The sequence below is a fragment of the Micromonospora sp. LZ34 genome (assembly GCF_052981855.1).
Window position 1 is genome coordinate 17,496 of sequence record NZ_JBRIQN010000017.1, and the last position, 19,697, is coordinate 37,192.

Consider the following 19,697-nt stretch of genomic DNA (forward strand, 5'->3'; position numbering starts at 1 on the left):
AACGGCCGGAATGTCATCGTCCGGTAAGAACCGTTCCGGTGGTAACAGATCCGTAAGGCCCGATCTGCCCACCGGGGTCCGGGTGGCGTCCTAGCGTCGGCGGTATGCCGACACGGATCGACGTGGTGCTGCCCTGTTTGGACGAGGCGGCCGCCCTGCCCGGTGTGCTCACTGCGCTCCCGCCGGGATACCGGGCGATCGTGGTGGACAACGGCTCGCGGGACGGCTCCCCGGAGGTAGCGGCCCGGTACGGCGCCCGGGTGGTGCACGAGCCCCGCCGCGGCTACGGCGCCGCGGTGCACGCCGGGCTGGAGGCGGCCGAGGCCGAGCTGGTCTGCGTGCTCGACGCCGACGGTTCCTTCGACCCCGGCGAGCTGCCCGCCCTGGTCGCGCCGGTGGCCGACGGGGCGGCCGACCTGAGCGTGGGACGGCGCCGGCCGGTCTCGGCCGGGGCGTGGCCGTGGCACGCCCGCGCCGGCACCGCCCTGATCGCGGCGCTGCTGCGGCAGCGGGGCGTGCCGCTGCGGGACCTCAGCCCGATCCGCGCCGCCCGCCGCGACGCGCTGCTCGACCTCGGCGTCGCCGACCGGGCCTTCGGCTACCCGCTCGAACTGCTGATCCGCGCCGCCGCCGCCGGCTGGCGCATCCACGAGCAGGACGTGCGCTACGCCCCGCGCGCCGTCGGCACCCGCTCCAAGGTGTCCGGGTCGGTACGCGGTACCCTGCGCGCCACCCGCGACTTCGCCGGCGTGCTGCGTACCGTGGGCCGGCCGCGATGACCGTGCTGCTGGTGATGGCCAAGGCGCCGGTGCCGGGCGCGGTGAAGACCCGGCTGGCGCCGCCGGCGACCCCGGCCCAGGCGGCCCGGATCGCCGCGGCGGCCCTGCTGGACACCCTCGACGCGGTCCGCGCCGTGCCCGGCGCGATCCCCGTGCTGGCCCTGTCCGGCCGGTTGGACGACGCCGAGCACGGCACCGACCTGGCGGCTGCCCTGGCCGGCTGGACCGTGCTCGCCCAGCGGGGCGGGGGGCTGGGCGACCGGCTGGCCAACGCCCACGCGGACGTGGCGGCGTCCTTTCCGGGACACGCCGTGGTGCAGATCGGCATGGACACCCCGCAGCTGACCCCCGCCCGGTTGCACGCCGCGGCCCGCCGGCTCGCCTCGGCCGACGCGGCGCTCGGCCGCGCGGTCGACGGCGGCTGGTGGGCGCTCGCGCTGCGCGACCCGCGGCACGCCGCCGCCCTGCGCACCGTGCCGATGTCCACCGCGCGCACCGCGCGACACACCCGGGCGGCCCTCGGTGCGCGGGGGCTGCGACCCGCGCCGTTGCCCGTGCTGCGCGACGTCGACGAGTGGCCGGACGCGCTGGCGGTGGCCGCCGAGGCCAGCGGAAGCCGGTTCGCCCGCCAGGTGGCGACGCTGCGCCCGCTGCTTCCCGGCGGCCGCCGATGACGGTGCACGCCGTCGGGCCGCCCACCCGCGACGTGGACCCGGGCACCGTTGCGGACGACCCCGACGGTGCCGCCTTCGCCGCCGCCCTGCGCCGCCACCCGGGTAGCCACTGGCTGGAGCAGAGCGACGGCCGGCGCTTCCCGCTGCCCGTACGCCGGTGGCACGGTCCGCCCGAGCCGGCGACGGCGGCGGTGGTGTCCCGGTGCGACGGCCCCACGCTCGACGTGGGTTGCGGGCCGGGTCGGTTCACCATCGCGCTGGCCCGCGCCGGACGCAGCGCGCTCGGCGTGGACGTCTCCGCCCAGGCGGTACGGCTCACCCGGGCCCGCGGCGCGGTCGCCGTCCGGCGCAGCGTCTTCGCCGCCCTCCCCGCCGAGGGCCGGTGGCACCACGTCCTGCTGATGGACGGCAACATCGGCATCGGTGGCGACCCGGTCGCGCTGCTGCGGCGGTGCCGGACCCTGGTCCACCCGACCGGGACGGTGGTGGTCGAACTCGAGCCGCCCGGGCCGGGCCTGTGGCGCGGGCAGGCCCGGTTGACGTCCCGGTCGACCGACGGAGTGCTGCGCCGCGGCGGGGTGTTCCGGTGGGCCCGGCTGGACACGGTCGCGGTGCACGGCGTGGCCGGGGCGTCCGACCTCGCGGTGCGGGACACCTTCGCGGCGGGCCGGCGCTGGTTCGCCGAACTCGCCGTGCCGGACGGACGGATCGGGCGTTAGTCGAGGAAGGCCAGCAGGTGCCGGGCCGTCTCGTCGGGTGCCTCCTCGGGGAGGAAGTGCCCGGCCGGCACCGGGCAGCCGGTCACCTCGTCGGCCCACGCCCGCCACACCTCCAGCGGCTCATACCAGGCAGCGACGGGGCCGGCGTGACTCCACAGCACCAGCACCGGGCAGGTGATCCGCCGCTGCCCGCGGTCGGCCTGGTCCTGCCGGTAGTCCAGGGTGGCGGCGGCGCGGTACTGCTCGCAGACGGCGTGGATCCGCGCCGGGTCACTCAGCTTCGCGACGTACTCGGCGCGGACCTCGGCCGGGAACGCGTCGGGCACCTCGGACAGCGCGTCGAGCATGTGGTCGACGATCACCTCCGGGGCCCGGGCGACGAGTCGTTCGGGCACCGGCTCCGGCGCCGCGAGGAACGACCAGAGCCAGAACCCGAGGCTGAACTCCATGTCGGCGCGGTCGAAGGCGTCGCCGGTGGGCACGATGTCCAGCACCGCGAGCCGGGTGACGACGTCCGGATGGTCCAGCGCCATCCGGTACGCGCAGCGGCCGCCGCGGTCGTGCCCGACCACCGCGAACGTGTCGTGCCCCAGGGCCCGCATCACCTCCACCTGTTCGCGGGCTATCGCGCGCATGCCGTACGGGGCGTGGTCCGCATCGCTCGGCGGGGTGCCGCTGTCGCCGAAGCCGCGCAGGTCGGTGGCGACCACGGTGCGGCGCTCGGCCAGCCGCGGCGCGACCCGGTGCCACATGAGGTGGGTCTCCGGCATGCCGTGCAGCAGCAGGACCGGCGGACCGTCGCCACCCCGGCGGACGTGGACGCTGCCGTCCGCGGTGGCGACGTCCAGCTCCTCGAAACCGTCAAACACGCCGGTTCAACGACGCAACGCCCAGGACGGCGACCCGGCGTCGATCGCGGGGGCGCCGGGACGCGGCGCCGCTCGGGCGGGGTCGGGCCGGCTTGTACTGCCGCGTCGGGGCCGCGACGGGCGGGAATCCCGGCAGCCCCCACTACTGCTCATGCGCCGCGTGCTCTACCGTCGGGCTTGTGAACCTCGAGCAGCATTGGTGGAACGGCGACCCGACCCCCCGCGGTCGCCGGGACGTGTACATCCGCACCGACGGGCAGCGCTGGGAGGTCCAGGCGCAGATCGGCGGGGCCTCCGGCAAGTCCCGGGTGCAGGGCTGCCCCAGTCGGGCCGCCGCGGCGATCCTGGCCAGCGCCTGGCGGGGCAGCCAGCCGAGCTGGCGTGAACTGCCCACCGACCGGGCGCCGCTCGCGTCGTAGCGCCGGTCAGCCCACGGTGATCCGGACCGGCTCGTCGTCCGGATCACCGGGCAGCCGCACGGTCACCCGACCGCGCGCCGCCGCCACGGTGCCCCGGCTCGTGGTCACCGGCCGCTCGGTGGCCAGCACCACCTCGTCGTCGCCCTGGGTGGGGCGCACCAGCACGCTGTCGCCGTCGCGCCGCACCAGCTCGCAGGTCGACTCCACCAGCGTCGCGGCGCCCAGATCCACCCCGTACGGCAGGATCAGCCCGGTCCGGGCCGGCACCCGCAGCCGGCGGCCGGCCAGGACCGGCGTGCCGTGCCAGCGCAACGCGACGGTCACCACCGAGGGCGCCACGTTGACCAGGTGCAGCAGCCGCTGCCCGGCCCGGTCCACGGTCGAGGTCAGCACCAGGCCGGGGGAGTCCGCCGCGGGAGCGAGCCGGGGGCGGGCACCGAGCCGCTCCACCGCGCCGCGCCAGAAGTCCAGGTCACACGGAACGTCGGCGGCGACCACCAGGGCCCGGCCGGCGCCGACGGCGACCTCCACCGCGCAGGGCTGCCCGGAGCCGACCTCGGTCAGCACCGGCTCGGCGGTCGCCCCGGCGAGCCGCTGGGCATAGCCGACCCGGGCCTCGGCCCGGCCCGCCGCCCAGCCGTGGCCGACCACCGACGGGAAGGAGTGTGGCCCGTCGTCGACCCGCCCGGTGACGGTGAGCCCGAGCGCGTCGGCCAGCAGGGTGCACGGCGTGCCGTCGTGGTCCCGCTCGGGCAGCACCCCGTGCAGCAGCAGCCGGCCGCCCCCACGCAGGTGGTCGACCAGTCGCTGCTGCACGTCCCGGCCGAGCGTGGCCGCACTGCCGAGCGCGATCACCGGCGGGGTGGCGGGCGGCAGCGGCGACTGGAGGTCCACCGCCGGGAACGAGAAGCCGGCGAGCAGCAGCGCCCGGGCCAGCACGTCCCGCGGGCCCATGCCGCGGAACCGCTCCAGGTCGGCCACCTGCCGGGCCCGCGACGCCGAAGCCGGATGGCGGTACTCGGTCAGGTAGTGATCGGGTACGAAGCCGAGCGCCAACCCGTCGTCCTCCTCGTCGGAGTCGGCGAGCAGGTCGGCGACGCCGCGGACGGCGTGCAGCGCCCGCCGGGCCGCGGCGAAGGTCGGGTTGAGCCGACCCTCCGGGTCGACCGGCGCGGCGAATCCGTGCCGCTCGCCGGTGAACGCGATCCGGTCGTTGCCGTCGCCCACCGGCTCGGCCAGCGGGGGGTTGTAGCCGCCGGTGAAGAGGTACAGGTTGAGCAGCCGGTTGCCCTGCGCCACGCAGAGCCGGGTCTTCAGCTCCACCGCCTCCGGCGGATAGAGCGTGGACAGGTCCTGGCCGTAGTCGCCGTTGCCCGCCTCGAACTCCAGCGAGGTCAGCGGCTGGTCGGCGTCGTGCACGGCGGCCAGGAAGGCGTTGCAGACGTACAGGTCGGCGACGTTGGTGACGGTCAGGTCGCCGAGGTAGTAGTCGGAGCCGGAGGTGACCTGCGGCTGGCCCCGGTAGGCCTCGAAGAGCTGGCTGATCCCGATCGGGAAGGTGCGCCCGCGTCCGCCGCCGGTGCCGTGCACGTTCACCAGGAACGGCACCCCGCGCACCCCGTGCCGCTCGGCGGAGGCCCGCAGCGCCGCCACGTAGCGCCGGTATCGGTCGCGCATGTAGCGGCCCAGGTCGTCGTGGACCGCGAGTGACCGCGGCTCGGCCGGCGTCCGCAGCGCGGTCGCCCAGGCTGCCGCGTCACCCGGGTCGGCGCCGATCCGCTCGGCGGCACCGTCCGCGCCGTACCGGTCGACCGCCCACCGGCTCAGGTCGGCGCAGAGCCCGTCGGTGAGGTCGGGGGAGTTGGTGACCCAGGAGAGCATTCCGACCTCGTTGTCCAGCTGCACGGCGATCACCGGCCCACCCCGGTCGGCCAGCCGCTCGGCGATCACCGGCATCACCTCGGCGTACCACCCGTCGGCGGCGGCCAGGAACTCCGGGGCCAGGTAGTCGACGGTGCGGCTGGGGATCGGGGCGCCGTCCCAGGTGGTCGGCAGCAGCTGGGGGTGTTCGTCGTACACCCGGTAGGGGATGCCCTCGTTCTTGAGCTCGGCCATCACGAACGGGCCGGGACGGACCACCGCGTGCAGGCCGCGGGCGTGCGCGAGGTCCAGGAAACCGGCCAGGTCGCGCTGCTCGTGGGTACGACCGGTGAGGTCGACGCCGCGGTCGGGCAGCTCGTGCCAGAGCCACGGCACGTAGGTGGCCACCGTGTCCGCGCCGCACTCGCGGAGCCGGTCGAGCCGGTTCGCCCACTGTGCCCCGGGTAGTCGGAAATAGTGCACCTCCCCGGCGAGCAGCAGCCGGGGCCGGCCGTCGACGACGATCCTGCGGTCCTGCAGAACAACTCGCGACATGCGGTGCGTCTCTCCCTCTCGGCCGACTTCTCGGGCGGCCCTCTTGTGATCTGGCACGCGCCTGCTTATGGTGCCTGAAACCGGTTTCTGTTAACCGCACGTTACGGATCGAGGGAGCCATGGGCAACAGTCGGGTCACGGTTCGGGAGATCGCCCGGCTGGCCGGGGTCTCGGTCGCCACGGTGTCCCGGGTCTCCAACGGCACCGGCCAGGTGTCCGAGGAGATGCGCCGCCGGGTTCTCGAGGCCATCGAGAAGCACGGCTACCGGCCGGACCACCTCGGCCGGGCCCTGGCCGCCCGCCGGCACGGCGCGCTCGGCCTGGTCTTCCCCGGTCTGTCCGGTCCCTACTTCACCGAGCTGATCCAGGGCTTCGAATCCGAAGCCGTGCCGGCCCGGGCCAGCGTGCACATCCTCTGCACCCACCTGCGCGAGGACTCCGACGACCAGGTGCTGGAGATGGCCCGGCGCGTCGACGGTGTCGCGGTCATCGGCGGCACCATCTCCGAACCGGCGCTGCTGCGCCTGGCCGAGATGGTCCCGGTCGTCGTCCTGGCCGGCCGGGGCCCGGCGACCGTGCCCTCGGTCAGCGTCGACAACGGCCCGGCCATGGCCCGGCTGACCCGGCACCTGCTGGTCGACCACGGCCTGGGCGACCTGGCCTTCGTCGGCAACCCGGACGGGTCCCCCGACGTCAGCGAGCGGTGGGCGGGCTTCCTCGCCGCCCACCGGGAGCTGGGCCTCACCCCGCCCGACGAGCCGGTCCGGGTCGCCATGCAGCAACCCGACGGGGTGCTCGCCGCGGAGCTGCTGCTGCGCGACCGCGTCGCCCCGCAGGCCGTCGTCTGCGCCAACGACGAGATCGCGCTCGGCGCCCTCGTCGGCGCCCTCGGCCGGGGCCTGCGGGTACCCGAGGACCTCGTCATCACCGGCTTCGACGACGCGCCCATGGCCGCGCTCGTCTCGCCCCCGATCACCACCGTCCGTCAACCGGTGCGCGACCTGGCCGCGGAGGCCGCCCGGCTGATCCTGCAGGCCGTCGATTCCCCCGGCGCCCCGGCGCCCGACAGCATCGTCCTCCCCACCGAACTCGTCGTGCGGCGCAGCTGCGGCTGCCCGACGAGCACCCCCACTGGAGGTACCGGCAAGTGAAGAGATCGAAACTCGTCCGGCTCGGCGCGCTGGCGGCGGTGGTCACCCTGGCCGCCACCGCCTGCACCGGCACCGAGCAGCAGTCCGGCCCCGGCACCGACGGCCGGATCGCCTTCCTCGACTACGGCGACTTCGGCGGCGGCAGCAACCCGCAGGCCAACTACAACCCCTACCTGGACGCCAGCCGACTCGGCGCCACCGAGTACCTCTTCGAGCAGCTGATCACCTACGACAACTACGGGTGCCAGGCCAAGCCCTGGCTCGCCACGGAGTGGAGCTGGACCGACCCGCAGACGCTCGTCTGGAAGCTGCGGGACGGGGTGACGTGGAACGACGGCAAGCCGTTCTCCGCCGACGACGTCGTCTTCACCTACGACATGCTCCGCCAGCACAAGGCGCTGGACGTCAAGGGCATCTGGCGGTACCTCAGCGCGGTCGAGGCGACCGACCCGCGGACCGTCACGATGCGGTTCACCCAGCCCGGCGCGGCGGCGTTCACGCTGTTCAGCGAGATCAAGGTCGTGCCGAAGCACGTCTGGTCCACCGTGGCCGACCCGGTGACCTTCGCCAACGCCGACAAGCCCGTCGGCACCGGGCCGTTCACCGTCAAGGCGTTCAACCCGCAGCAGCTGACGCTCGGCCGCAACCCCGGCTACTGGCAGGCCGACAAGGTCAAGGTCGACGAACTCCGGTTCCACAAGGCCGACGGTGGCGGGCAGATCGACCAGCTCAAACTCAGCCGCGGCGAGTACGACACCAACGCGATGTTCGTGCCGGACATCAAGAAGGCGTACGTCGACCGGGACCCGGAGCACAACAAGTACTGGTACCCCTCCGGCGGCTCCATCAGCGTCTACATGAACCTGACCAGGGCGCCGTTCAACGACACGGCCTTCCGCAAGGCCCTGGTGCCCGCCTTCAACCGACAGGAGATCGTGGACAAGGCGCAGCTCGGCTACGTCAAGCCCGCCAGCCAGACCGGTCTGGTGGTGCCCGGGCAGGCCGACTGGCTGCCCGAGGACATTCCCAACCAGGGCGTGGTCGGCTACGACGCGGCCAAGGCCGACGCCGACCTGACCGCGGCCGGCTACCCCCGCAACGGCGACGGCAAGCGGGTGGGCAAGGACGGCAAGCCGATCGAGTTCAGCTTCCGGGTGCCCGGCTCCTGGACCGACTGGGTGCAGGCGCAGCGGATCATCGTGGCGAACCTGACGGCGCTGGGCTTCACCGTACGGGCCGAGACGCCCACCCCCGAGGCGTACGAGAACGACCGGGCGATCGGCAACTACGACATGGTGCTCGGCGTGCACGGCGGAAGCTGCAACATGTTCCGCAACTTCCAGGAGCCGCTGGCCAGCGACCAGTCCGCGCCGGTGGGGAAGAAGGCGGTCAGCAACTTCGTCCGCTGGAACGATCCGCGTACCGACCAGCTCATCGACACCCTGCGCACCGCCACGGACGAGGCGGCGCAGAAGGCGGCCGTCGCCGAGCTGACCAAGGTCATGATCGACCAGGTGCCGATGATCCCGCTCTGGTACGGCGCCAAGTGGTTCCAGTACCGCACCGCGAAGGCGACCGGCTGGCCGAACGAGCAGAACCCGTACGCCGCGCCCAGCGACAACCTGCTGATCATCACCAACCTGCAGCCCGCCGGGACCACCGCCAAGTAGCCGACGGCCGGCCGGCGCCCCGGGCGCCGGCCGGCCCCGTCCCCGGAAGGGATGGCCCGGGTGGCCTACTTCGCCAGACGCTTCGCCTTCTTCCTCGGCACCCTGTGGGCGGCCGTCACCCTCAACTTTCTGATCCCCCGGCTGCAGCCCGGCGACCCGGCCGAAGCCATCGTGTCCCGGCTGGCCGGGCAGAGCGAGAGCGTCGACCCGGCCCAGGTGGCGGCGGTGCGGACCATGCTGGGCGCTCCCGACGGCAACCTCTTCGAGCAGTACGTGCAGTACCTCGGCGCGGTGGTGCAGGGTGACTTCGGGGTCTCCTACACCTACTTCCCGTACAGCGTCACGCACATGATCGGGCAGGCGCTGCCGTGGACGGTGATCCTGGTCGGGGTCACCCAGATCATCTCGTTCGTGGTCGGCACCCTGCTCGGCACCTGGGCCGCGTACCGCCGCAACAGCCGGGTCGACTCGGTCATCACCCTGGGCTCCACCTTCCTCGGCACGTTGCCGTTCTTCTGGCTCGCCCTGCTGCTCATCTACGTCTTCGCCATCACGCTGCGCTGGTTCCCCGAGCGCGGCGGCTACGGCGGCGGCAGCACACCGGGCTGGAGCTGGATCTTCATCTCCGACGCCTTCCAGCACAGCGTGCTGCCCGCCGTGGCGCTGCTGATCACCGGACCGATCGGCTGGATCATCGGGATGCGCAACAACATGGTGCAGAGCCTGGGCGAGGACCACACCCGGCTCGCCGTCGCCCGCGGCCTGCCCCGGCGACGGATCGCCATCACTTACGGCGCGCGGATCGCGATCCTGCCCAACGTCACCGGCTTCGCCATCGCGCTGGGCAGCATCCTCGGCGGCACCGTGCTGGTCGAGACGGTCTTCAACTATCCCGGCATGGGCCGGTTGCTGCTGGAGTCGGTGTCCAGCCGGGACTACCCGCTGATGCAGGCGATCTTCCTGTTCACCACCGTCGGTGTGCTGGTGGCGAACTTCCTCGCCGATCTCCTGTACGGGTTCCTCGACCCCCGGGTGCGAAAGGTGGAGTCGGTATGAGAACGGGCCACGACGAACGGGGTGAGGTCGCGTGAGCACGCCCGCTCCCGCCGTACCGGCACCGGGTACGGACACCGAGGGCGTCCAGACCGCCGCCACGGAACTCGCCCGTGGCAGCCGCCTGCCCGGCTGGTTCGTCATCCTCTGGCGCAACCGCAAGTGCCGGATTGGGCTGCTGATGCTCGCCGCGTTCATCCTGGTCGCGCTCTTCGCTCCGCTGGTCGCGCCGTACGACCCGCGCGACGACGGCTTCCCGACCTCGCTCGGCCCCACCGGCCGCCACTGGCTCGGCACCACCGCCCAGGGCGAGGACGTCTTCTCCCAACTGATCGTCGGCGCCCGCACCTCGCTCGTCGTCGGCCTCGCCGCCGGTACGCTCTCCACGCTGATCGGGCTGGTCATCGGGTTGACCGCGGGCTACCTGCAGGGCTGGGTCGACGAGGTGCTGTCCTTCCTGATCAACCTCGGCCTGGTCGTGCCGGCGCTGCCGTTGATGGTGACCCTGGCCGCGTACGCCCCGGTGCGGGGGCTGTGGCTGATCATCATCGTGATCAGCGTGACCGGGTGGGCCTACGGCGCCCGGATCAAGCGGTCGCAGATCATCACGCTGCGCACCCGCGACTACATCACCGCGGCCCGGTTCGCCGGCGACGGCACCGCCCGGATCATCGCCCGGGAGATCGTGCCCAACATGACCTCGCTGATCGTGGTCGGCTTCATGGGCGCCGCGCTCGGCGCGATCGGCGGCGAGGCCGGCCTGGCCTTCCTCGGGCTCGGCGACCCGCAGACGGTCAGCTGGGGAACCATGCTCAACCAGGCCAGCCTCGGCGGCGCGCTGCTCACCGGCCAGTGGGCCTGGCTGGTCGCCCCCGGTCTGGCGCTGTCCCTGCTGATCACCTCGTTCACGCTGATCAACTTCGGCATCGACGCGCTGAGCAACCCCCACCTGCGGGAGGACTGAGATGACCCTGCTCGAGGTGGACCGCCTCTCCGTCACCTACACCCCGCGCGACCTGCCGGCCAACCGGGCCGTGCACGACGTCTCGTTCCGGATCGCCGAGGGCGAGTTCGTCGGCCTGCTCGGCGAGAGCGGGTGCGGCAAGTCGACGCTTGGCAACGCCGTGCTGCGGCTGCTGTCCCCGCCGGCCCGGATCACCGGCGGCCGGGTCACCTTCGACGGCGTCGACGTCACCGCCGCGGACGAGGAGCAGTTGCGGGCCCTGCGCTGGACCAAGCTGTCCACGGTGTTCCAGAGCAGCATGAACTCGCTCAACCCGGTGATCCGGGTGCAGGCGCAGTTCGCCGACACCTTCGCCGCGCACAAGGTGCCCGGTGACGTCACCGAACGCGCCACCGAACTGCTCGACCTGGTGGCCCTGGACCGGCGGGTGCTCAAGGCGTACCCGCACGAGCTCTCCGGCGGCATGAAGCAGCGGGTCGCCCTGGCCCTGGCCCTCGCCCTGCGACCCAAGCTCGTCCTCCTCGACGAGCCGACCACCGGCCTCGACGTGGTGGTGCAGCGCGGCATCCTCACCCGGCTGGCCGAGCTGCGCCGCGAACTCGGCTTCGCGGTGCTGTTCATCAGCCACGACCTCGGCACCGTCCTCGACATGGCCGACCGGGTGATGGTGATGTACGGCGGCGAGATCGTCGAGGACCGGCCGGCCGCCGGCATGCTCCGGGAGCCGCGCCACCCCTACACCCGGGGCCTGCTCGGCTCGTACGCCGACCCGCGCCTGCCCGACGTGCGGGTCAGCTACATCCCCGGCCGCCCGCCGGACCTGTCCCGGCCGCACGCCGGGTGCCTGTTCACCGCGCGCTGCCCGCACGCCGAGGACGCCTGCCGCGACGTCCACCCGGAGTTGCTGCCCGACCACGGCGGGCTGGTCCGCTGCCTGGTCGCCCAGGAGGACCGGCTGCCGGTGGTGGCGCCCGGCGCGGCCGACGCCCCGGCCACCCTGGGCAGCCACTTCCCGGCCACCGCCGCGCCAGCCCGTGCGTCCGCGCCCGAGAGCGCCCCCGCGGTGCTCACCGTCGACGCGGTGAGCAAGCGCTACACCAGCCGGCGCGGGCTGCGCACCAGCACCGTCGTCGCGGTCCGGGACGTGTCGTTCGAGCTGCGCCCCGGCACGGTGACCGCCCTGGTCGGGCAGAGCGGCAGCGGCAAGTCGACGATCGCCCGGATCGTCACCGGAGTGGAACGGCCCACCGCCGGCGAGGTCCGGTTCACCGGCGGGGACGACGGCCCGACCCGGGTGGACCGGCTGCGCGGCCGGGCCCTGCGCGCCTACCGCCGGCACGTGCAGATGGTGTTCCAGGACCCGTTCAGTGCGTTGAACCCGACCCGCACGGTTGCGTACGCCCTGTCCCGCCCGCTGGTCAACTTCGCCGGCCTGCGCGGCGGCGCGGTGCGCGACCGGGCGGCCGAGCTGCTGGAGAGCGTGGGGCTCGCCCCGGCCGGGCAGTTCCTCGACAAGCTGCCGCACCAGCTCTCCGGCGGGCAGCGCCAGCGGGTGGTGACCGCCCGGGCGCTGGCGCCCGACCCGCGGGTGCTGATCGCCGACGAGCCGATCTCCATGCTGGACGTGTCGATCCGGGCGGAGATCCTGGAGCTGCTCGGCGAACTGGTCCGCACCCGCCGGCTGGCCATGCTCTACATCACCCACGACCTGCTCAGCGCCCGGCTGCTCGCCGACGAGGTGCTGGTGCTCAACCAGGGTGTCCTGGTGGAGCGCGGCCCGACCCGGGAGGTGATCGGGGCCGCCCGCGACGACTACACCCGCCTGCTGCTCGACTCGATCCCGAACCCGTTCGCGAAGGCCGCCGGCAGCGAGACCTCGTCGGCCGCCTGAGCGCCACGGCCGCCCGGCCGGGCCGAGCCCGCCTCACCGCGGGACCGGCCCGGACCGGTCAGGCCAGCCAGGCGGTCGACCGGCCGGGCAGCTTGTCGTCGGCCACGGTGGCGCTGGCCAGCAGCAGCCGCTCGCCGTAGGGGCGCCAGTCGACCGGCACCTGCCCCAGGTTCACCAGGCAGGTCGGCCCGCCGCGCCGGAAGGCCAGGCACTCCGCCGGCGCGTCCCGCCAGGTCAGCTCGGCCGGTCGCCCCCGCCACCAGGCCTCGCGCAGCGGCAACGCCGCTCGGGTCAGCCACAGCGTGGAGGCCCGGTCGCCGCGCTGGCGGGCCACCGATTGCGCGCCCCAGCCGGGCGGCTGGGGCAGCCAGGGCGTCGAACCGGCCGGCCCGAAGCCGTACGGGGCGGGGCCCGGCGTCCACGGCAGCGGCACCCGGGCACCGTCGCGCCCCCGCTCCGCGCCCTCCGAGCGGCGGAACACCGGATCGCGGATCTCGTGGTCGGCCAGGGGCACCTCGGGCAGGCCCAGCTCGTCGCCGGCGTACAGGTAGACCGCGCCGGGCAGCGCGAGCATCAGCAGCAGCACCGCCCGCGCCCCGTCCGGCCCCCACCGCTCGGCCGCCCGGGACACGTCGTGACTGCCGTGCACCCAGGTCGGCAGCCGGCCGTGCCGGGTGGTGGCGGCGAGCAGCGCCTCGATGCCGTCCCGCCACGACCGGGCCCGCAACGGCCAGTAGAGCGGATCCATCGCGAACGCCTGGCCCAGCTCGTCCGGGCGCAGGTAGGGGGAGAGCACATCCGGCCCGCCCCAGGTCTCCGCCACTCCGAGCCGGTCGCCGGGGTAGTCGGCGAGTTCCCGCGCCCAGCCCCGGTAGAGCTCGTGCACCTCGTCCCGGTCGCTGTACGGCGACGGGTCGCCGGGCCGCCAGCCGGGTGGCAGGTCCGGGTAGGCCGGGTCCTTGGACAGCGAGCCGGCGGCGTCGAAGCGCACCCCGTCGACCCCCCGGTCCAGCCAGAACCGCAGCGTGGCCAGCGCGTCGGCGGCCACCTCCGGGTGCTCGTGGCGCAGGTCGGGTTGCTCGACGTCGAACAGGTGCAGGTACCACTCGCCGTCGCCGAAGGGCGACCAGGCCGAGCCGCCGAAGATGGACGGCCAGTTGGTCGGCGGCTCGGCGCCGCCCGGGCCGCGCCCGGGCCGGACGTGGAACCGGCCGCGCTCCGGTGCGCCGGGGCCGGCGGCGCGGGCGGCGACGAACCACGGGTGCGCGCTGGAGACGTGGTTGAGCACCAGATCCACCAGCACCCGCAGGCCGAGCCGGTGCGCGTCGGCGAGCAGGGCGTCCACGTCGGCCAGCGTGCCCAGGCGGGGGTCGACGGCGCGGTGGTCGGAGACGTCGTAGCCGCCGTCGTGGTCGGGGCTGGGATAGAACGGCGTCACCCACACCGCGTCCACGCCGAGCGCGGCGAGGTAGGGCAGCCGGGCGCGGAGACCGGCGAGGTCACCCAGGCCGTCGCCGTCGGCGTCGGCGAAGGAGCGCAGGTAGACCTCGTAGGTGACGGCCTCGCGCCACCACGGTGCGGTGCCGGTCATCGCGGGGTCAGCTCCAGCAGGGACAGCGACGGCATGGGCAGGGTCACCGGCAGGCGCAGGGTCCCGCCGTCGGGCGCGGCGGTCCGCGGTGGCTCCGCGTCGGCGAGGTGGTCGGCGGCCCGCAGCGCCGCCCACTGCGCCGGCGTGGGCCAGTCGCGGACGCCGAGCCGCCGGGCGGTCGCGGCGAGGCTCGACGTCTCGTCGTCCAGCCGCCGGTGCCGCACCCGGTACGCGCCCGCCGGCAGCCTGTCGATGCGCAGCCGGACCGCGCGGCCCAGCCGCTCGCGCTGCGCCGGCCGGTCCAGCACGCCCTGGTCCAGCGTGCCGTTCCAGAGCAGCACGGCGACCCGTCCGGTCTCCGGATCCACCGACGGCCAGGCGCGCACCAGCGTGCCGGCACCGTCGCCGTCGAGTCGGGTGGCCAGCTGCACCGGCGCGAGCCGTTCCAGCATCCACAGCCCCCAGAACCGGGGTTTGGCCAGGCAGCCGACCGACAGCAGCCCGAACCCTCCGTGCAGCAGCGCGGGCGGGCGGCCCAGCTCCTCGAAGTGGTCGCTGGCCACCCAGCAGGCCAGCGCCTCCACGCGGCCGGCCGCCTCCCGCATCCCGGTCGCCACGAAGGCGGCCGAGAGCACCGAGTCGTTGACCGGCGCGAAGTGGGTGGGGGAGGGGCCCCACTCGGTCCAGAGCAGCGGGGTGTCGGCCCGGCCGTGCCGGGCCAGGGCCGGGCGCAGGTCCAGCGGCGGGCTGCCGTAGACGTGGGTGGAGAGGAAGTCCAGCGGGGCGCCCGAGGCGTCGACGTGGGCGAGGAACGGCTCGATCCACCTGGTCGCCGCGGTGGCCGGCCCGCCGACGGGCAGCCCGGGGCAGGCGGCGCGCACCGCCCGGGCCGTCACGTCGTACATCCGCAGGTACTCCTCGCGGGTGCCGGTCCAGAAGCAGTCCAGGTCCGGTTCGTTCCACACCTCGACCGCCCACCTGCGCAGCTCCGCGTCGCCCACCCGGGTTCGCAGGTGCCGGATCAGGTCACCGACCAGCGCCGCCCACCGGTCCCAGTCCCGGGGCGGGCTGGCCACGCCCGCCGCGGTGATCTCCGTGGACGGGTCGCGGGCCAGCGCCCGCGGCACGAACGACAGCTCCAGCACCGGCCGCAGCCCGGTCGGCGCCAGCGCGTCGAGCACCGCGTCGACGCCGGTGAAGTCGTGCACCGCCCGGCCGTCCACCTCCCGGTAGACGCCCAGGTCGTCACCGAGGATGCCATGCGCGCGGACCCGCCGCACGCCCAGCTCGCGGTGCACCCGGCCCAGTGCGGCGGCCAGGCCGTCGCCCATCCGCTCCCCGCCGACGCGGTCGGTGCTGAGCAGCAGGCTCAGGTGCTCGGAGCCGACCATGTCGCGCCAGGGCCGGTGCACCGGCCCGACCCGGCGGGCGGCGTCGACGGTCACCGTCACCAGGCCGTCCCCGCCGGCGAGCGCGGCGACCGGCGCCGACGATTGCCCGAGCGGAGCGTCGTCGGGCCGGTCCGGGTCGAACACCGGGCGCACCGCGTACCGCACGGTCCGTCCCGGGTCCACCGTCGTGTCGGCGTACGGCGGCCGGGCACCGCCAGCAGGTCACCGCCGCGATGGTCGACCACCCGGTACGCCCCGTCGCCGTCGGCGCGGTGCACCAGGTAGCCCGCGGCGCCGGGCACCGGATCCCAGTCCACGTCGACCTGGCCGCGGCCGGCCCGTACCCGGACCCCGCCGCCGACCGCGGTGGACACGCGCGTTCCGGGTGCGGGCGAGGAGGGCACGCTCAGCTCCCGGCCACCTCGACCAGCACGGCGCCCGGCTGGGGCAGGCGCAGCTCCACCACTGCGGCCCCGCCCTCGGTGCCGGCGTCGACCTTTTCCACCAGGAGCGTGTCGACGGCGCGCAGCGCGTCCCACTGCTCGTCGGCCGGCCATCCGGTGACGCCGAGCCGGTCGGCCAGCGTGGTGATGTCGCCGTGCTCGCGGTCGAGCCGGGTCGCCGTGACGGTCCGGCCGGCCGCTCCCTCGACGACCAGCCGGACCTGCCGGGCCAGGGCCGGGTCACCGTCCCGCTTGGACTGGTCGAGGGTGGCGCACCAGACGAGGACGGCCAGGCTGCCGTCGGCGCGTCGGCTGGCCCAGCTCTGCACCAGCCCGTCGGCGCCGTCCCCGGACGCCCGGACCGGCAGCTCCGTCTCGCCGAGCTGGCTGAGCATGCGCAGCGCGTGGTAGCGGGGCTTGGCGATGCCGCCAACGGTGATCAGGCCGAACCCGCCGTGCAGCAGCCGCGGCGGGCGGCCCAGCTCCTCGAAGTGGTCGCTGGCCACCCAGTAGGACAGCGCCTCGACCCGGCCGGCGGCCGAGCGCATCCCGGTGAGCAGGAAGGTCGCCGCCGACGTGCCGTCGTTGACCGGGTGGAAGTGGGTGGGGGTGACGCCCCACTCGGTCCACAGGATCCTCGCCTGCGGGAAGCCGAGCCGGCGCAGGGTGGGGCGCAGGTCCAGCGGCGGGCTGCCGTACGTGTGCGTGGAGACGAAGTCGACCGGCGCGCCGGAGCGCCGGGCGTGGGTGAGCAGCGCGTCGACCCAGCCGGCGGCGGCCGACGAGGGCCCGCCGACGGGGATGCGCGGGTCGACGTCCTTGACCGCCTGGGCGGTCACGTCGTACAGCCGCATCCACTCCTCGCGGGTGCCCGACCAGAACACCTCGAGGTTGGCCTCGTTCCACACCTCGAAGTCCCAGCCCAGCACCGCCTCGCCGTACCGGTCCAGCAGGTGCCGGACCAGCGCCCGGACCAGCTCCGCCCAGCGCTGCCAGTCCTTCGGCGGGGAGATGACCCCCCGGTACTCGAAGACCGTCCGCTCCGGGTCGCTGGCCAGGTCGCGGGGCATGAAGCCGATCTCGACGACCGGCCGCAGGCCGACGGCGAGGACCAGGTCGTAGACCCGGTCGACGCCGGTGAAGTCGTGCACCGGCTCCCCGTCCACCTCCCGGTAGACACCGAGGTCGTCATGGAGGATCGAGTGTGCCCGGACGGCCTCGACGCCGATCTCGTCGCGGATGCGGCGCAGCGCGGCGAGCAGCTCACCGCCGATCTCCCGGCCGCCGGAGGTGTCCGTGCACAGCAGTTGGGACAGTCGCTCACTGCCGATCATCGGCTGCCAGGGCCGCGGCAGCGGCACGCCGTCCGCGCTCGCGTCGACGCGCAGGGCGACGGTCGGCGCCGCGTCGCCGGGCGGCAGCGACGCCGCGGTCACCGGTGTGCTGAGCGGGCCGGTGACGGTGACCTCGGGGACGGCGGCCACCGCGTAGGCGTACGGCCGGCCGGGCTCGCCGGTGGTGTCGACGTACCACGTGTCGGGCACCGAGAGGACGTCACCGCCGAGGTGGTCGACCGGGGCGAACTCGCCGTCCGGGACGCCGTCGCGCAGCGGCGCCCGGTGCACCAGGTAGCCGATCGCGTCGGGCACCGCCGACCAGGACAGCCGGACGTGACCGACCCCGGCGACCGCGGTCAGACCGTCGGGCGGCGCGAGGGCCGGCGTCCCGCTCGAGGTGCCCTCCTCGTCGCTGCGCAACGCGATCCGCGCATCCCAGTCGGATCGGGCGTTCGCCGGCTGGTGGTCGCTGGTGCTCGTCACCGGGGGCACCTCCAGGTGTGTCGTGTGGTCCGGTCCGAGCACTGTAACCGGTTTCTGCGACGGTCGCGCCCCCGCGATCGGCACTTTTTCCGGCCCGCTGATCAGGTTCGGTCGCCGGGGGCGGGCGCCGCAGCGCCGGTGCCGCCGCGGGGGTCAGTCCGGCAGGCGCGGCATCTCCGGCCCGGGCTCGCGCCCGAGCAGCACCGCCCGGGTGAGCGCGCTGGATCCGAACCGGTCCCGCACCGCGTCGACCGCGGCGTCGAGATCCGCGCCCGGGTTCCGCTCGAAGGGCAACGGCGGCTGCACGTGCCCGCCGTCCAGGTTGGCCACCGAGACGCCGATCAGCGTGATCCCCCGCCGGTCGATCTCCGGCAGCGCCGCGCGCAGCAACGCCCGGGCGGCGGCCAGCAGCGGCTGGGTGTCCGCGGTCGGCTTCGGCAGGGTGTGCGAGCGGGTCGCCCGGGTGTAGTCGGCGAAGCGCAGCCGCAGCGTCACCGTCCGCCCGCTGCGGGTGGCCGCGCGCATCCGCCGGGTCACCCGGTCGACCAGACCGGCGAGGACGGCGTCCAGGTCGGCCGGCGAGTGCGCCGCGCCGCCGAGGGCGTGTTGCGCCCCCATCGACGCGCGCCGGCGGCCCACCTGCACCGGCCGCGGGTCGCGGTTGTGCGCCAGCGCGTGCAGGTGCCGGCCGGCGCCCGAGCCGAGCAGCGAGACCAGGGTCGCCTCGCCGAGCCGGGCGACCTGGCCGACGGTGCGGATCCCGCGCTCGCGCAGCTTCGCCGCGGTGACCGGACCGACACCCCACAGCCGCTCCACCGGCAACGGATGCAGGAAGGCCAGCTCACCGTCGGGCGGGACGACCAGCAGGCCGTCCGGTTTGGCCACCCCGCTCGCGACCTTGGCCAGGAACTTCGTCCGGGCCACGCCCACCGTGATCGGCAGGCCCACCCGGTGGCGCACCTCGCGGCGCAGGCGCGCGGCGATGTCGGCCGGGGGCCCGGCCAGCCGGCGCAGGCCGCCCACGTCGAGGAACGCCTCGTCGACCGAGAGCCCCTCGACCAGCGGGGTGGTCTGCCGGAAGACCTCGAACACCGCCCGGCTGGCCGCCGTGTACGCCGACATCCGCGGCGCCACGACGATCGCCTCCGGGCACAACCGGCGGGCCTGCCGGCCGCCCATCGCGCTGCGGACGCCCCGGGCCTTCGCCTCGTAGCTGGCGGCGAGGACCACCCCACCGCCGACGATCACCGGCCGGCCGCGCAGGCGCGGGTCGTCCCGCTGCTCGACCGACGCGTAGAACGCGTCGAGGTCGGCGTGCAGGATGGTGGCCTCGGGCGACACGAACATATGTTCGCACGGGCGCCGCGAATCCGGCACTGACCTGCCGGAACATCGACGAGTTCGGTGTGGGCGCCCGGTCACCGGGCGGCTCGCCGGCCGCCGGGCGGCCCGGCTCAGGCGACCCGCGGCGCCGGGACGATCGGCAGCGCCGCGCGGTGCGCCGGGCCGGCGATCTCGCCGGTCTGCTCGACGGAGGCGGGGCTCGGGGCGGGCACCACCGCCGTCGCGTGGGCGCCGTCGCCGATGGCCGGGCCGCCCCGGTGCGGCCGGGGCGCCGCGGCCGCGCTGATCTCGGCGAGCAGCGACAGCAGCTTCGGCACGTCGCCGACCGCCATCCGGAAGGAACCCCGGCACACCGTGCCGTTCCACAGGGACACCACCACGGCGCCCCGGTCGGGGTGGTAGCTGACCCGCATCGTCCGGTCGTCGCCCCGGGTGTCGGCGAACAGGTCACCGAAGCCGGGCATCGGCAGCACCTCTCCCATGGCAACCAGAATGCAACAATCG

General features: G+C 74.7%; 16 protein-coding genes. 9 read left to right on the forward strand and 7 right to left on the reverse strand.

The genetic code is table 11. From position 1 onward, the window contains the following. Positions 1 to 104 precede the first annotated feature (104 nt). Genes ACVCAH_RS19055 through ACVCAH_RS19065 form a run of 3 tightly spaced genes read left to right on the forward strand, consistent with a single transcriptional unit; the run spans position 105 to position 2,172 of the window. Positions 105 to 779, forward strand: coding sequence for a glycosyltransferase family 2 protein (locus ACVCAH_RS19055; RefSeq protein WP_447137511.1), 675 nt, complete (start codon positions 105 to 107; stop codon positions 777 to 779). Further along, positions 776 to 1,453: a TIGR04282 family arsenosugar biosynthesis glycosyltransferase gene (locus ACVCAH_RS19060; protein ID WP_447137512.1), complete on the forward strand. Its 678-nt coding sequence runs from the start codon at positions 776 to 778 to the stop codon at positions 1,451 to 1,453. The genes ACVCAH_RS19055 and ACVCAH_RS19060 overlap by 4 nt, the downstream gene beginning before the upstream one ends. Next, positions 1,450 to 2,172 carry a class I SAM-dependent methyltransferase gene (locus tag ACVCAH_RS19065; protein ID WP_447137513.1) on the forward strand — a complete coding sequence of 241 codons (723 nt, stop codon included), beginning with the start codon at positions 1,450 to 1,452 and terminating at the stop codon, positions 2,170 to 2,172. The genes ACVCAH_RS19060 and ACVCAH_RS19065 overlap by 4 nt, the downstream gene beginning before the upstream one ends. Here the strand turns inward: ACVCAH_RS19065 and ACVCAH_RS19070 are convergent. Continuing rightward, a complete protein-coding gene (locus tag ACVCAH_RS19070; protein ID WP_447137514.1) occupies positions 2,169 to 3,041 on the reverse strand; it encodes an alpha/beta fold hydrolase in 873 nt (290 codons plus the stop codon). The two genes, ACVCAH_RS19065 and ACVCAH_RS19070, sit on opposite strands and share 4 nt — an antisense overlap. A gap of 179 nt (positions 3,042 to 3,220) precedes the next feature. On the opposite strand from ACVCAH_RS19070, the gene ACVCAH_RS19075 reads away from it, so the two are divergent. After that, positions 3,221 to 3,460: a hypothetical protein gene (locus ACVCAH_RS19075; protein ID WP_447137515.1), complete on the forward strand. Its 240-nt coding sequence runs from the start codon at positions 3,221 to 3,223 to the stop codon at positions 3,458 to 3,460. A gap of 6 nt (positions 3,461 to 3,466) precedes the next feature. Here the strand turns inward: ACVCAH_RS19075 and ACVCAH_RS19080 are convergent, their stop codons facing one another. Further along, on the reverse strand, positions 3,467 to 5,875 hold the full coding sequence (locus ACVCAH_RS19080) for a beta-galactosidase (RefSeq protein WP_447137516.1): 2,409 nt from the start codon (positions 5,873 to 5,875) through the stop codon (positions 3,467 to 3,469). 119 nt (positions 5,876 to 5,994) lie between these two features. On the opposite strand from ACVCAH_RS19080, the gene ACVCAH_RS19085 reads away from it, so the two are divergent. From ACVCAH_RS19085 to ACVCAH_RS19105, 5 genes are read left to right on the forward strand one after another with little or no spacing between them, the layout of a single operon-like run. After that, a complete protein-coding gene (locus ACVCAH_RS19085) occupies positions 5,995 to 7,026 on the forward strand; it encodes a LacI family DNA-binding transcriptional regulator (RefSeq protein ID WP_447137517.1) in 1,032 nt (343 codons plus the stop codon). Then, complete coding sequence (locus ACVCAH_RS19090; RefSeq protein WP_447137518.1) at positions 7,023 to 8,696, forward strand: ABC transporter substrate-binding protein; 1,674 nt, start codon at positions 7,023 to 7,025, stop codon at positions 8,694 to 8,696. Before ACVCAH_RS19085 ends, ACVCAH_RS19090 begins: the two co-directional genes overlap by 4 nt. Positions 8,697 to 8,756: 60 nt before the next feature. Further along, positions 8,757 to 9,752, forward strand: a complete 996-nt coding sequence (locus tag ACVCAH_RS19095; protein WP_447137519.1) for an ABC transporter permease — start codon at positions 8,757 to 8,759, stop codon at positions 9,750 to 9,752. A 31-nt stretch (positions 9,753 to 9,783) separates the two neighbouring features. Next, on the forward strand, positions 9,784 to 10,713 hold the full coding sequence (locus tag ACVCAH_RS19100) for an ABC transporter permease (RefSeq protein ID WP_447137520.1): 930 nt from the start codon (positions 9,784 to 9,786) through the stop codon (positions 10,711 to 10,713). A gap of 1 nt (position 10,714) precedes the next feature. Beyond that, positions 10,715 to 12,604 carry an ABC transporter ATP-binding protein gene (locus tag ACVCAH_RS19105; RefSeq protein WP_447137521.1) on the forward strand — a complete coding sequence of 630 codons (1,890 nt, stop codon included), beginning with the start codon at positions 10,715 to 10,717 and terminating at the stop codon, positions 12,602 to 12,604. Positions 12,605 to 12,662: 58 nt separating this feature from the next. On the opposite strand, the gene ACVCAH_RS19110 is transcribed toward ACVCAH_RS19105, so the two are convergent. The 5 genes from ACVCAH_RS19110 to ACVCAH_RS19130 all read right to left on the reverse strand — a co-directional run bounded on the left by ACVCAH_RS19110 (position 12,663) and on the right by ACVCAH_RS19130 (position 19,675). Continuing rightward, positions 12,663 to 14,195, reverse strand: a complete 1,533-nt coding sequence (locus ACVCAH_RS19110) for an alpha-amylase family glycosyl hydrolase (RefSeq protein ID WP_447137522.1) — start codon at positions 14,193 to 14,195, stop codon at positions 12,663 to 12,665. Further along, the gene (locus tag ACVCAH_RS19115; RefSeq protein ID WP_447137523.1) at positions 14,192 to 15,751 is read right to left on the reverse strand and encodes a GH39 family glycosyl hydrolase; all 1,560 of its coding nucleotides are present in this window, start codon (positions 15,749 to 15,751) and stop codon (positions 14,192 to 14,194) included. The genes ACVCAH_RS19110 and ACVCAH_RS19115 overlap by 4 nt, the downstream gene beginning before the upstream one ends. Positions 15,752 to 15,992: 241 nt before the next feature. Next, a complete protein-coding gene (locus ACVCAH_RS19120) occupies positions 15,993 to 17,849 on the reverse strand; it encodes a GH39 family glycosyl hydrolase (RefSeq protein WP_447137524.1) in 1,857 nt (618 codons plus the stop codon). Between the two features lie 153 nt (positions 17,850 to 18,002). Continuing rightward, positions 18,003 to 19,190, reverse strand: a complete 1,188-nt coding sequence (gene dinB / locus ACVCAH_RS19125; RefSeq protein WP_447137525.1) for a DNA polymerase IV — start codon at positions 19,188 to 19,190, stop codon at positions 18,003 to 18,005. Between the two features lie 113 nt (positions 19,191 to 19,303). Next, the gene (locus ACVCAH_RS19130; RefSeq protein WP_447137526.1) at positions 19,304 to 19,675 is read right to left on the reverse strand and encodes a hypothetical protein; all 372 of its coding nucleotides are present in this window, start codon (positions 19,673 to 19,675) and stop codon (positions 19,304 to 19,306) included. Positions 19,676 to 19,697: the final 22 nt, after the last annotated feature.